The sequence below is a fragment of the Frondihabitans australicus genome (genome assembly GCF_003634555.1).
Lineage (GTDB): Bacteria > Actinomycetota > Actinomycetes > Actinomycetales > Microbacteriaceae > Frondihabitans > Frondihabitans australicus.
Genome location: NZ_RBKS01000001.1, coordinates 2,017,285 through 2,030,669 on the forward strand (window position 1 = coordinate 2,017,285; position 13,385 = coordinate 2,030,669).

General features: G+C 63.9%; 13 protein-coding genes. 9 read left to right on the forward strand and 4 right to left on the reverse strand.

The genetic code is table 11. From position 1 onward, the window contains the following. The first annotated feature begins 745 nt into the window (after positions 1-745). Genes C8E83_RS19210 through C8E83_RS09410 form a run of 3 tightly spaced genes read left to right on the forward strand, consistent with a single transcriptional unit; the run spans position 746 to position 3,453 of the window. Positions 746-1,084, forward strand: coding sequence for a hypothetical protein (locus tag C8E83_RS19210; RefSeq protein WP_147430136.1), 339 nt, complete (start codon positions 746-748; stop codon positions 1,082-1,084). Next, on the forward strand, positions 1,081-2,256 hold the full coding sequence (locus C8E83_RS09405) for a zinc-dependent alcohol dehydrogenase (protein ID WP_121369650.1): 1,176 nt from the start codon (positions 1,081-1,083) through the stop codon (positions 2,254-2,256). Before C8E83_RS19210 ends, C8E83_RS09405 begins: the two co-directional genes overlap by 4 nt. A 48-nt stretch (positions 2,257-2,304) precedes the next feature. Continuing rightward, entirely contained in the window at positions 2,305-3,453 is a 1,149-nt protein-coding gene (locus C8E83_RS09410; RefSeq protein ID WP_121371839.1) for a glutathione-independent formaldehyde dehydrogenase, read from the forward strand. 341 nt (positions 3,454-3,794) lie between these two features. On the opposite strand, the gene C8E83_RS09415 is transcribed toward C8E83_RS09410, so the two are convergent. Together C8E83_RS09415 and C8E83_RS09420 are read right to left on the reverse strand one after the other, a co-directional pair. Then, positions 3,795-4,004: a hypothetical protein gene (locus C8E83_RS09415; protein ID WP_121369651.1), complete on the reverse strand. Its 210-nt coding sequence runs from the start codon at positions 4,002-4,004 to the stop codon at positions 3,795-3,797. Continuing rightward, positions 4,004-4,324 (reverse strand): DUF7882 family protein, encoded by a 321-nt coding sequence (locus C8E83_RS09420; protein WP_121369652.1) that lies wholly within the window; start codon positions 4,322-4,324, stop codon positions 4,004-4,006. Before C8E83_RS09420 ends, C8E83_RS09415 begins: the two co-directional genes overlap by 1 nt. A 483-nt stretch (positions 4,325-4,807) precedes the next feature. Here C8E83_RS09420 and C8E83_RS09425 point away from each other — a divergent pair, with 483 nt between their 5' ends. After that, complete coding sequence (locus C8E83_RS09425) at positions 4,808-5,215, forward strand: ROK family protein (RefSeq protein WP_121369653.1); 408 nt, start codon at positions 4,808-4,810, stop codon at positions 5,213-5,215. A 79-nt stretch (positions 5,216-5,294) separates the two neighbouring features. Here C8E83_RS09425 and C8E83_RS09430 read toward each other — a convergent pair whose 3' ends face one another. Beyond that, positions 5,295-6,428 (reverse strand): GAF domain-containing protein, encoded by a 1,134-nt coding sequence (locus C8E83_RS09430; protein ID WP_170159895.1) that lies wholly within the window; start codon positions 6,426-6,428, stop codon positions 5,295-5,297. Between the two features lie 289 nt (positions 6,429-6,717). On the opposite strand from C8E83_RS09430, the gene C8E83_RS09435 reads away from it, so the two are divergent. From C8E83_RS09435 to C8E83_RS09450, 4 genes are all read left to right on the forward strand, one after another. Then, positions 6,718-7,746: an AraC family transcriptional regulator gene (locus C8E83_RS09435; protein WP_121369655.1), complete on the forward strand. Its 1,029-nt coding sequence runs from the start codon at positions 6,718-6,720 to the stop codon at positions 7,744-7,746. Positions 7,747-7,881: 135 nt separating this feature from the next. Beyond that, positions 7,882-8,163, forward strand: coding sequence for a transposase (locus C8E83_RS09440; RefSeq protein WP_121369656.1), 282 nt, complete (start codon positions 7,882-7,884; stop codon positions 8,161-8,163). After that, positions 8,160-9,017 (forward strand): IS3 family transposase, encoded by an 858-nt coding sequence (locus tag C8E83_RS09445; protein ID WP_170159896.1) that lies wholly within the window; start codon positions 8,160-8,162, stop codon positions 9,015-9,017. The genes C8E83_RS09440 and C8E83_RS09445 overlap by 4 nt, the downstream gene beginning before the upstream one ends. A gap of 226 nt (positions 9,018-9,243) precedes the next feature. Then, entirely contained in the window at positions 9,244-10,089 is an 846-nt protein-coding gene (locus C8E83_RS09450) for an RHS repeat-associated core domain-containing protein (RefSeq protein ID WP_121369657.1), read from the forward strand. Between the two features lie 227 nt (positions 10,090-10,316). On the opposite strand, the gene C8E83_RS09455 is transcribed toward C8E83_RS09450, so the two are convergent. Continuing rightward, positions 10,317-11,560 (reverse strand): IS3 family transposase gene (locus C8E83_RS09455; RefSeq protein ID WP_425454761.1). Its coding sequence is split into 2 segments (ribosomal slippage): positions 10,317-11,269 and positions 11,269-11,560, totalling 1,245 coding nucleotides; the frame shifts between segments, so codons are not numbered across the junction. A gap of 109 nt (positions 11,561-11,669) precedes the next feature. Between C8E83_RS09455 and C8E83_RS09460 the strand changes: the two genes are divergently transcribed. Next, complete coding sequence (locus tag C8E83_RS09460; protein ID WP_121369658.1) at positions 11,670-12,926, forward strand: integrase core domain-containing protein; 1,257 nt, start codon at positions 11,670-11,672, stop codon at positions 12,924-12,926. Positions 12,927-13,385: the final 459 nt, after the last annotated feature.

Consider the following 13,385-nt stretch of genomic DNA (forward strand, 5'->3'; position numbering starts at 1 on the left):
GGCTGGACTCCGGTGGTGAATCAGGAACCACCGACACCAGCCCGCGTGAGGCCACCAGCGGCTGGCTGGACACAGAACGTAGCAGATAGACACCAAACGCATCACACCGTCGACTTTGGTTCACCTCAAGTAGCACCTTCCCCTGGCTGGAACAGATTGACTGCATGATGGGTGGCACCCCAGGTCCGATTCAAGGCCGTGGGAAGAGGGGCGAGGGACCTCACCACCCCTCGCTCCTGTCTCCCCTATGGCTTCGTCCCCTGGCGGCGGCTTGGGACCGTCGCGTCTCGTGATCTCCTCGAGATGCATGAACGCCTGATCCACCTCCGCGACGTGGTTGTCAACCCCGATCTTTTCGACGTTGACGTCCTCCGCCGCGCGGCGCACATTCGTGAGAGGAAAAGGAGCGGGAGAACGAGGCTAGGTCTGGGTCCCGTGTCCCTTTCCCATCCTGTTGTTCTCCGTTGATGCGAATCGAGGTGGTTGTGATGGCATTCGTTGTTCAGAAGGCACCTTGTGAGGCCGGAGCCCCTACGGGCTTGTCCCCAGTTTCTCCTGGTCTCAACCGGTTTTACCGGGCGTCTCGCCCAGGCCCGTTAGCGAAGAGGCCTGACTAATGCGCGGCCGCATTATTGGGGCGGCCATGGTCGCCGGTGTAGGAGCCATCCTCGTCTTTCGAAGGAGCGGCCGCCTTCCTGAACAGGGGGCCGGTCGGCTGCGAGACCCACGATCCCGATGGCAGTCAGTGACGATCCTGGGAGCCTCAGACGAGGTGATGCCGGGCCATCGACCACCTGGTGCCCTTGCAGATTTGGGGGATGCCGTCGAGGTGGAAGTTCGCCCGGCACCTGGTGACAAGGGCACCGAGCTGCGCGCGCGATCGCGAGGGCCTGCGCGGTCGGCCACCTACACGCAAGAGACAGCACGGGAGCTGCGCGTGGCGCTGCGGCGAACCAAGCAGATTTTCGAAGCCGGCGAAGTCCTGCGAGTCGATCCGACACCGCACGGGCACCGGAAGGCGGCACCGGCGGGGTTCCTCGTCGACAAGACGACGGAACAAGCCGATAAGGAGGGACTGCTGTGAAGGCGCTCTGCTGGACGGGCATTAACAAAACCAATGTCGAGACCGTCGACGACCCAAGGATCCTGAACGAGCAGGATGTCATCGTCAAGGTGCACCTCAGTACGACGTGCGGGTCCGACCTGCACCTTCTAGGCGGCTACATCCCCACCATGCGAGCCGGGGATGTTCTCGGGCACGAGTTCATGGGCGAGATCGTGGAGGTGGGCTCGGCTGTGAAAAAGCACAGGGTCGGCGACCGTGTCGTGGTGTGTTCGTTCATCGCGTGCGGGCGGTGCTGGTACTGCACCCATGAGCTGTATTCGCTGTGCGATAACGGCAACCCCAACCCCGCGTTGACCGAGACCCTCTGGGGTTCTCCGATCGGGGGCTGCTTCGCCTACAGCCACGCCCTTGGCGGGTTCGCGGGCAGCCACGCCGAATACATCCGGGTGCCCTACGGCGATTACGGCGCCTTCTCCGTCCCCGACGGCGTCTCCGACCGTGCCGCCCTGTTCGCCTCCGATGCGGCCCCGACAGGTTGGACCGGTGCCGACCTCGCCGGGATCACCCCCGGCGACACCGTGGCCGTGTGGGGTGCCGGCGGCGTCGGGCAGATGGCGGCCCGCGCCGCGATGCTCCTCGGAGCGGAGCGCGTGTTTGTCATCGATCGGTTCCCCGAGCGCCTGCAGCAGGTCCGCGAGTTCATCGGTGCCGAGACCCTCGACTATACGAAGGACGAGATCCTTGCCGAGTTGAAGGAGCGGACCGGCGGCCGTGGGCCCGACGTCTGTATCGAGGCGGTCGGGATGGAGGCGCACGGTACGGGGCCGCAGTACTGGTACGACCAGGTCAAGCAGCAGCTGCGCGTGCAGACAGATCGGCCGACTGCTCTTCGGGAGGCGATCTACGCCTGCCGGAAAGGCGGGAGTGTCTTCGACCTCGGTGTCTTCGGCGGCCTGGTGGACAAGTTCCCCCTTGGCGCCATCATGAACAAAGGCCTCATGTTCCGCGGCGCCCAACAGCACGGGCACCGCTACATCCCGATGATCCTCGACCGCATCGCAGCCGGAGACATCAGCACCGAACACCTCGCCACCCACGTCCTGCCTCTCTCGCAGGGGCCCGAGGGGTACCAGATGTTCAAGAACAAGGAGGACGGCTGCGTTCGTGCCGTCTTCCAACCGGGGTCGTAAGAACACGACCCACCGTCTCCCAGTCACCACTTCTGGAAAGGCATGATCATGAAAGCAGTTGTCTACGAGGGCCCGAAAAGCGTCACCGTCACCGACGTTCCGGATGCCCGCATCGAAAAACCCACCGACGTGTTAGTCCGCATCACCAGCACCAACATCTGCGGATCCGACCTCCACATGTACGAAGGACGAACCGACTTCGAGACCGGACGCTGGTTCGGCCACGAGAACCTCGGCCACGTCGTCGAGGTCGGGCCCGGTGTCGACAAGATCGCCGTCGGCGACTGGGTCGTCCTGCCCTTCAACGTCGCCTGCGGGCACTGCAAGAACTGCGAACGAGGCCTCACGAACTACTGCCTCACGGCTCAACCCGAAAAAGCGTGGGCCGGTGCCGCGTTCGGGTTCGCCGACATGGGACCCTGGCCCGGAGGCCAGGCAGAGCTGCTCCGGGTGCCCTGGGGGGATTTCAACTGCCTCCGCCTCGGCGAGGACGCCGAAGAAAAGCAGACCGACTACGTGATGCTCGCCGACATCTTCCCCACCGGCTACCACGCCACCGAGCTCGCCCATGTCTCCCCCGGGGATCAGACAGTCATCTACGGCGCAGGACCGGTCGGCTGGATGGCCGCGTACTCGGCGATCCTCAAAGGAGCAGGGAAAGTGATGGTCGTCGACCGTCACCCTGACCGGCTGAAGAAGATCGAGGAGATCGGCGCGATCCCAATCGACGACTCCACCGTCGACCCGGTCGAGGCCGTCCTCGATCTGACGATGGGTCTGGGCGCGGACAACGGCTGCGAATGCGTCGGCTACCAGGCCCACGACCACGACGGAACCGAACAACCCAACCTGACCCTGAACCGTCTGGTGAAATCCGTCCGATTCACTGGCGCCCTCGGCGTCGTCGGCGTCTACGTGCCGCAGGATCCCGGTGGGGTGGACGACCTCGCCAAACAAGGCATCGTCCCATTCGACTTCGGCGAGTTCTGGTTCCGCGGCCAGGCGTTAGGTAGCGGGCAGTGCCCCGTCAAGAAATACAACCGGCCCCTCCGAGACCTCATCGCCGGCGGCAAGGCCACACCATCGCAGGTCGTCAGCCACGAGCTCCCACTCGAGCAAGCGCCGGAGGCGTACGAGCACTTCGACAACCGCGACGACGGCTGGACGAAAGTCGTCCTCCACCCCGCATATACATAACCGGCCACCGCACCACCCGTCCACACGGCGGGTGGTGCGGCCAGCCTGGTTCCGACTACCTCAACTGGGGACATACCTGGACAGGCAGATCCTTTCCGCACGCGGAGCGAGCCTTTCTGCCGCCGCCGGACTTCTGGTCGGAGTCGGGCCGCACTCCTCGGTGCGCCGACCCTCGGATCTTTGGCCCGTTGGTGCACCGCCGGCGTCATCAGCTTCGTGCGAATCTGGCCGAAGTGCTGGCGGCAGGACGTCGCCGGGACAAGATCTTCACCACACAGCAATAAGACACGCGTCCGTAGCTACTGGCCGGCACCTCAGCCACTCGTTCTTCGGCCAGGAAATCAATCGGTTGAGATCGCAGCGAGGCTGACTCCGGTGTTGGCGTTGATGAGCAGGTCGACGCCCCTGACGGTCCCCTCACCTTCGTTCACCCGCAACCCGACCGCAGGCCCGCCATTAGACGCGGAGAGGATACGGCCCTCGAGCTCCTCGAGGTCGACGCCGGCGAGGCTATAGGCGCGCCCGTCGTACACGATGTCGATGCGACTCATCAGGCCGGGTGTCCACTAAGTGCGTGCTCGGGTTCGGGCACAATCTGGAGCCCCGTGTTGGTGTTTGCGGACAACTCCAGGTCATGCACCCACGCCGGATTGATTCGAGGGGGCCTTGACCCGTAGTACTTATAGAGCAAAACGACGCCCGGATGCAGCCAAATCGTCGTGCGTCCATCACCGACCGACTGGTCGTCCTTCCAGGAGAAGTAAAACGAGTCTCCGCGCCGCAACTTGATGCCGATGACGATTTGCAGATGTGCCAAGACGCGGTCGTCGAGCTCGACCGACGCCACCCTGTCGTAAACCAGTTTGCCCATAACATCACCCCTGACTGTTGGCGACGCACGGCCCCAGCGACCAAACGCCGCAATCCCGCCCGCTCTCACGGCAAATGGGACACCTCACGGTACTCCGAACGGCTCCGGACGAGACTACGGATTTGACACCCCGACATGTGTGTGGGCCTTGGTCACTACACGGCTATTCCCGACCACCAAGGCACGAAATTTTGACGTGCACTAACGCTCATGGTGAAGCATTCTCACCGCTCATCGCCCGGGTTAGGGCGAGGAAAATCCCACCACTCTGCATCGTAGTAATACGTGTCGGCTGTGAACGCGCTCCGCGGCCCATCTGCACTAAGGCCGTTGGTGGCGTCCTGCAACCAGGCAAGGATTCGACCATCTTCAGGTTCTGGCACGTCCGAGGGCACAGGCATCGCTGGCCGGCGACCCCAACCGGGTCGAGTCGCAGTACCACCTCGCCGCGCGGCACGTAGCCAGGTTGCATCGATCGATTGGATGGCCACCCGTTTCGGAACGACGCGAGGTAAGCCGACGACGCCGTCGGACCTCTTGCAAGCCCTGATGGATGGCGACGGCGGAGCGACCAGCGTGGTGCGGGACGCCGCTCTGCTGATCGGCGATGTCGTCGCAAACCTCGTCAACTTCTACAACCCCGCGCGCGTCGTGCTCGGCGGACCGGTGACCGAGAGGACCGAGGACATGCTCGCGCAGATCCGCAGCGTCGTGTACCAGCAGGCTCAGCCCCTGGCGACACGGAATCTGTCCATCGTTCACAGTTCCCTCGGAGACGACGCAGCACTGGTGGGCGGCATGGTGAATGCCATCGAGCAGGTCCTCTTCCCGCGAGGCATCCAATACCAGACGCGAGGCTCCGACTTGAAGCTGCTCCCGTTGGGGCTTTGACAGTCAGAGTTTGCCGGTCCGCCTCGGGCCCCGGCGCTTCGCTGCCCCCATCGCAGTGGTCATCCACCCGTGACTACATCTAGCGTGCGAGCTGGTCAGTGATCATCAGCGCGAGTTCTCGTAAGTAGGTCGTCTCGAGGGTGGAAGCGTCTCTGGGCTTGCCGTCGAAGACGCAGAGAGCGCCGATGGGGGTGCCGTCGGGTGCGCTGACCGGGTAGCCGGCGTAGAAGCGAATCTCGGTGTCGAAGCGGATCCGGGAATCCTTCCAGGCGTCCTCCACCACGAACGCTCCGTTGGATTTGATTGTTGTTGCGCAGAACGATTCCTCGATCGGAACCTCGGTGGAAGCGGAGCCGATCTTGGCTTTGTTCCATTGGCGTGTGTCGGTGATGAGAGAGAACACCGCTCCTTCCGTGCCGAAGAGGTCACGTGCCCGGCGAACGATGGAGGTGTAGCCAACTTCCGGGGAACTGTCGACGATGGCGAGGCCCTCGAGTGCCGCGAGCCGCCTACGAAGGGCGAGAGGGCCCGTCATCTGCATGCGGCCCGGGTCGTCGGGCGTGAGGGCGTCGTGTGCCGTGCCCAGAAGAGGAACGAGGTGCCGGGCCAGGTTTACCGCCCATGCTTTGTACACGACCGGGCTCTTGAAACGCAGTCGGTCGACATCGTCGAGGACGCTCTCCGGGGCGGCCGGTGCTGGGAGGAAGTGCAGTCGGTCCTGCCCCGTAAGGGTGGCCCGAGTAATCTCGTTCAAGCTTTCGGCCCACCGATCGACGAGGCCGTTTTCCTTCGTCCGCGTGATGTTGATCGAACTCGCGGGCTGGATTCCCACGAGGGTGATCGTCGTCGTGGGCGATGAGGTCTCGAGGAGGGCAGACGTGAGCTGGTCGACGCGTTGCCGCCACACGCGGAGCGGCATGAGTTGAAAGGCGTCTCCGACCCCGGTCAGCACGACCACGGCGTCATAGACGCCGAGGTCATGCCCTTCGAAAGACACCAGCGCATCGGCGATCGACATTCCGGGGGTCGCAACGACGTCCAAGTCGGCGCCAAAGCCCGTCCGGAGCGCTAGCTCGCGGGCGAGTTGGCCGGGCAGGGCGAGCGCGTGCAGGCGCACTCCCCACGAGATGGCGTAGTCGTTTCCTACGACCAGGATCCGGTGGCTGACCGGAGCCGGAACACTCACCGCGGGCGAATCGTCGGGTCGTGCCACCAAGCCGGCTCGCGACGACAAAAACCGGTATCTCTGGCGCATCACGCTACGAGCGGCGGGAATGAGGCTGGTCCTGATCATCGGGTCTCCGGTGGTGAATCGCGACGGCGATGCCGCAGTCCGCAAGATGAGATGGACCTCAGCCCATCTTCCCGTCACCCGGCTGTGGCGAACTCTCACCGTAAGAAAGACCAGGGTCCACGCACTATCCGCATCCTGCGGCGACCAAGCCGTATCGTGCCGAAAGTGGCGACCGTAGCGGCCGCATCCACCCGCGTAGAATGCATCTATGAGTGCAGACACAGAAATGTTTGCCGACCACAGGATCGTTTCGACCGTTGGCGTCGACGAATCGCGAGAGGCCCTTAAGAGCGTCTACCTTCCTGTGGAGTTCCCATCCGCCGGAGCGACCTCAACAGTCGGCATGCACCTGAACGCGCTGTCTGTCGGACACGTCACCGCCGGGTTCATGAGCTTCCAGAACGCCGTCCGGATCCGCACGGCTGAACCCGAGAACTATCACGTCGACATCCCGACTCAGTCACGGACCGTCATGGGCGCCGTCCACGGCCCGCAGGTCTACGGCACAGACAACACGGCCGCTGTCTTTATGCCGGGCCGCCCCGTCGACTTGGATTGCGAGGAGGGATTCGCGCAGATCGCTCTCATGATTCCGAGCACGACTCTACAGCGCGAGATGGAGCTGCTACTCGACAAGGAAGGTCTCCCTCCCCTCGTTTTCCAGACGGAACTGAGCCTGGATACAGCCGGTGGCCAGACGCTCGTTCAGACGATGCGGCTCATCGATGACGCGTCCCGACGAAACAGCGGTTTATTGACCCATCCGCTGTCAGTCCGCCACCTCGAACGAGTCGTTCTCGATCTCCTCCTCTTCGCTCAGCCCCACAACTTCTCCGACGCGCTTGCTGCGCCGGCGCCGAACTCGGGCCACAGGGACGCCGCTCGCGCAATCGACCTGGTCCAGAACGACCCTGCCCATCCCTGGACTATCAGCGAACTAGCTCGAGAAGCGGCGACGAGCGCACGGAGCCTTCACTTGGCGTTCCGGAATGGCCTCGACACCACTCCCATGAAGTACCTGCAGCGGATCCGGCTGGAGAAAGCCCGAGAGGATCTCTTGACAGCGCCGCCAGACACCCTCAGCGTTACCGGCGTGGCGAACAGATGGGGCTTCACGCACCTGGGCCGATTCGCTGCCGCCTACGCGAAACGGTTCTCCGAACTGCCATCGGAGACGATCCGTCATAGGCCTACGACGGCGCCTGGCGTTCGGCACGAGGCATCTGATTCCGACTGAGTGGACCCGCTGTCGAGGCTCGTTGAAATTTAGGCCGGTTTCGGTCTTCGATGTTGTCAGGCCCCCCGTTTTTTGGTCCAGTTCTTGTGTGGGTGTTCTCGATAATGAGAGTGCTGATGAGAGTGGAGGCGCGTGATGGCGTCGGCTAAGAGGTTCACGGCGGAGCAGATTGTCGCGAAGTTGCGGGAGGCGGAGAAGCTCCAGGCTCAGGGGCTTACGATCCCGCAGCTGTGCAAAAAGCTGCAGGTCTCGGACCAGACGTTTTACCGGTGGCGGTTGAAGTACGGGGCGTTGAAAGAGGACGAGGCGCAGCGGTTGAAGGCGTTGGAGCTGGAGAACGCCCGGTTGAAGCGGATCGTCGCAGAGCAGGCTCTGGATATCTCGATGTTGAAAGAGGTGAACCGGGGAAACTGGTGAGCCCGTCCTCGCGGCGGGCGGCGGTGGCGTTTTTGGTCCGCAAGCATGGTGTCTCCGAGCGTCGCGCGTGCCGGCTGCTGGGTCAGCAGCGGTCGACGAACCGGTATCGGCCGGTGCCGGGCGACTTCGAGAAGCGGCTGGTGAAGGACATGCGCCGGCTCGCGGATGCGCATCCGCGGTTCGGGTATCGGCGGGTGCACGCGCTGCTGCTGGCGGAGGGGTGGCCGGTGAACGTGAAACGCGTCGAGCGGTTGTGGAAGTTGGAGCAGCTGCGGGTGCCGCCACGACGCGTGAATCGTGGTCAGAAGGCCGGTGGGACGGGCGAGAACTCCGCCTGGGCGTTGCCGGCGTTGCGGCCGATCCATATCTGGTCGTACGACTTCGTCAGCGTCCGACTCGTCGATGGCGGGCCGCTCAGGGTCTTGAACGTTGTCGACGAATACACGCGGGTCGCGCTGGGATCGCATGTGGCACGTTCGATCGGATCCGCTGCAGTCATCGCGCACCTCGCACGCCTGTTCGAGCAGCATGGGCGTCCGGAGATGATCCGGTCGGACAATGGGCGGGAGTTCGTCGCGGACAGCGTCAAGGAGTGGCTGGCGGGGCAGGGCGTGAAGCCGGTGTTCATCGCGAAGGCCAGCCCATATCAGAACTGTTATGTGGAGAGATTCAACGGGTCGATGCGGGACGAGCTGCTGAATGGTGAGACTTTTCATTCGATCACGGAGGCGCGGGTCGTGATCAACGGGTGGCTGGAGGATTACAACACGTTCCGGCCGCACCGGGCGCTCGGAATGAGAACGCCGGCCGCGTTCGCTGCCGACGCTCTCGCGCATCCGAAGACGTCGGAATGAGAGGGGTTGCGAGAGGGACTTACGACACTGACACTGGACCAAACAGGGTCACCGTCCGGGGCCCTGAAAACCGTCGAGACCACTCACCGAGTGGACCAAACGACGGGGGCCGGACATCACCTACAACGCCGCGAACCAAATCACGACCGCCGGATACAGCTACGACGCCGCCGGAAACCTCACCGCGACACCGACGGCAACCTACACGTACAACGCCGCCGAGCAGATGACCACCGCGAAAAACACCGCGACCGGTGTCGTCACCAGCTACACCTACGCCGGAGCCGCGCAAAACGCGGTCCTGTCGGAATCAACTCCGGGCGATCACACCTACAACATCACCTACGGCGGCAACGACGGCAACGGGCAGCCCGAGATCGTGAAGTACAACGCCGTGACAGGTGGAGGCAACAGCACCGGCAACCTGTTCGCCGACCCGACCACGGGGCAAGCCACGATGCTGACCACCTCGTCGGACATCGCCTGCCTGTACGTCTACGACGGACTCGACAACCCCGTCGGACTCATCACCGACTTCTCCACCAACGCCGTCACCAGCAACTTCGACCCCTACGGAGTCGGCACCCTCAACGGGTCAGGCAACGGCGTCGGACAGAACCCGTACTCGTTCCACTCCGGCATCCAAGACCGCGCCTCAGGACTCGTCAAATTCGGGCTCCGCTGGTACAACCCAGTCACCGGTACCTGGACCCAACAAGACACCCTCGACGCACCCCTCGACCCCGCCAACGCCAACCGGTACGTCTTCGTCGGCGGCGACCCCATCAACGGACTCGACCCCACTGGGCAGTCAAGGTGCTCAACCGCTCAACTTTATTATTATTCGAACCTGGCAGGAGTCGGAGCGGAGAGCGTTGGTCTCGCGTCTACGGGTCCCGCCGCACCCGCCGTTGCCGTATTCGGCGGCGCAGCAGCTATTGGCGCGACTGCAGGATTCCTCCCCGGTAATGCAGACTCGGTGGTAGACCAGTGCATCGCTACGAACCCTGTAGCAGCTGGAATCCCGTGGGGCATCGATAACGCCCTTTTGGGCTACCCGATTGGATACTAATTGAGCACTCGACGGCGAATCGGTTATGTGATCCTGTGTGCTGTGATCGCGTTGTCAACCGCCATTAGTGTTGTCGGCTTCTGCACAAACGGCCGCTGGGCGTCGGCAACCGTCATTGGAATAATCGGACTTGGATTTGTCACATTTCTGATCCTGCTTTTGGCGAGATCAAAGTCCAGCCACTAAGCCATCGGGGCCATGCGGGTGAATCGGCCTGGGTTGAGTTCCTAGGTTGCGCCTGGTCCGGCGGGTGCCGGCTGGGCTGATTCGAGGTCAGCGTAGTACGCCTGTTCGACCTCGATCGGGGTGGCGTAGTCCAGCTCGGAGTGCAGGCGCTGGTTGTTCCACCACCACACGTATTCGAGCGTCGCCAGCTCGACTTGTTCGACGGTGCGCCAGGGACCGCGCTGGCGAATCAGCTCGGTCTTGTAGAGCCCGTTGACGGCCTCCGCGAGGGCGTTGTCGTAGCTGTCGCCGACGGTCCCGGTCGACGGGGTCGCGCCGAGTTCGACGATCCGCTCGGTGTAGACCAGCGCCACGTAGTTCGAGCCGTGGTCCGAGTGATGGATCAGCCCGTCGAGGTTCCCGTCGGCCGCCCACGCCGCCATGTCCAGGGCCCGGAGCGGGAGGATGTCGGCCTTGAGCGTCGAGGCGACGTTCCAGCCGACGATCCTGCGCGAGTAGACGTCGGTGACGAACGCGACATAAGCGAACCCGTTCCATGTCGCGACATAGGTCACGTCCGCGACCCAGAGCTTGCGCGGTCCTTCCGCGGTGAAGCGCCGCTTCACGAGATCATGCGGCAATGCTTGACGAGGGTCGGCCTTCGTCGTGAAGAGTCGCTTCGAGCGTCTCACCCCGCGAACGCCGGCCGCGAGCATGAGTCTTTCGGTCTGGTCCCGGCCGATGTCCCAGCCCTGCCGGCGCATCAGGGCGTGCATTTTCCGCCGCCCATAGACGCCATAGTTCTCACGGTGCAACCTGGCGGCCTCAGGAACGAGAAGGTCGTCGCGGAGCTGCCGGGCCGACGCCGGGCGCGCTTTCGCGGCCCGGTATCCGCGAGCGGTGAGGAACCCCACCTCGGTCTGCCGCATCACACGGCAGATGAACTCGACCCCGAAACTGTTCCGTCGCTCGTCAACGAACCGGATCATCTCGGCGAGGGGCGGTCGAGTTCCTTGGCGAAAAACACGGACGCGGCCTTCAATATCTCGTTCGCCTTCTTCAGCTCAGCGACCTCCCGCTGCAACCGCGTGATCTCCGCCGCCGCCTCGGTCGTGACACCGGGCCTGGTCCCAGCATCGACTTCGTAGCGGCGCTGCCACATTCGAAGCGTCTCCGGGCTCATCCCGAGCATCCCGGCGACATGCCTGATCGCTGTCATCAGATTCGGGTGCTCCGGGCAGGCCTCGCTGAGCATCCTCAAAGCCCGGTCACGCATCTCGGGCGTGTATCTGGTCATGGTGTCCATCCTTGATCAAAGATGTTATGTCGCAGGACTTCGGTGGCAGTTCTGCCTCAGGACTTCGGTGACGTTTCGGGGGTTGTTGGTGGTGACACTTCTCCCGGTCTGATGGGGTGTGAGCCGAAATCAGCCTGTCGATCCTCGTGTCCGTCTCGCGATCTCGAGGTGGCCCGATGACGCGCCTCGGGGAGCGGTGACGACCTTCTGCGCCGAACACGGCATCACGCGGAAGACGTTCTACGCGCTCCGCGCGAGAGCAGCCGAGGAAGGCCCCGCGGCGGTGCTGGAGCCGAAGTCACGCCGACTACGCTCGTCCCCGACGCGAGTCGGTGACGACGTCAGAGCGCAGGCGGTGCAGGTGCGGGCGTCATTGGAACAATCGGGCCTGGATCACGGGCCGATCAGCGTCCACGCGAAGATGACAGCGATGGGTCTTCCGGCCCCATCACCGGCGACACTCGCCCGGGCCTTCCGAGACGCCGGCGTGGCCCGGAAGGAGCCGAAGAAGAGGCCGCGGGCGTCGTTTCGCCGGTTCGTGTATCCGGCGCCGAACGCGTGCTGGCAACTCGACGCAACCGAGCATGTCCTCACCGGGGGCCGGAAGTGCGTCATCTTCCAACTCCTCGATGACCACTCTCGTCTCGCGGTCGCGTCCCATGTGGCCGCTGGGGAGACGTCTGTTGCCGCGGTCGAAGTCGTCGCGAAAGGGATCGCCGCCCACGGGGTTCCGCAACGTCTCCTGACCGATAACGGGGTCGCGTTGAACCCGTCACGGCGCGGAATCGTCGGGCAGCTCGTCGACTACGTCACGAGGCTCGGCGTCGAGCCGATCACCGGGAAACCCTACAAACCGACCACGCAGGGCAAGAACGAGCGGTTCCATCAGACCCTGTTCCGGTTCCTCGACAAACAGCCCCTGGCCGCGACCCACGCCGAACTGCAGGCGCAGGTCGACGAGTTCGACGGCATGTACAACACCCAACGCCCGCACCAGGGCCTGCCCGGGCATGTCACCCCGCAGCAGGCCTGGGACGCGACCCCGGTCGCCGCCCCGCCCCGGCCAATCACCCCGGCCTCGGCGGCCCCGTCCGCCATCGAGATGCCGGGCGCGCTGCTGCCCGAGAACACCCGCCGTGTCGCGTCCAGCGGTGGCATCAAGATCGGTCAGGTGAAGTTCCAGATCGGCAGCGACCTCGCCGGCAGACTCGTCGCCGTCGTCCGCGACACGTCAACGATCAGCTTCTACCTCGTCGACACCGGCGAGCTCCTCATCGAACACGCGTTGCCGAAGCCAGGAACGACCTACGTCAGCAACGGCCGCCCCCGAGGCCCGAGGACGAGACGGCACGACGAGCCGTCACCGAAGTCCTGACACATCAACCGTCACCGATGTCCTGAGACAGAAACGTCACCGAAGTCCCGAGACAACACATCCTTGATCAAAGAACGGAACTAAACCCAGGCCGATTCAGGTCAGCTTCGAGCTGCACACGCATCGCGGCCTTGATGGCGTCGTTGCCGCGGCGGGACGAGGCGATGGCGGAGTGGATGCGAGCGCTGGTAGGGGCCCAGCGATTTTTGTTCGACGCCAATAGACCCTGGATCGGCAGGCGCGGACGCCAACCCGCGCTAGCTGTGTCCCGCTTCGTTGTCGGCATCAGGCATCTTCGCTGTCATTGACGAGCGCCCACCGACGACCTGGGCCGCAGGGGGGCGGGGCCCGATGAGAAACGGGCAACGGAAGCGTTCGAGCATCGTGGGTCCTTCACGACGGCACGGATGCGATCAGGCGTGACGGCCTTAGGAGGCCTCCGTGCTTTCTGATTTCGAG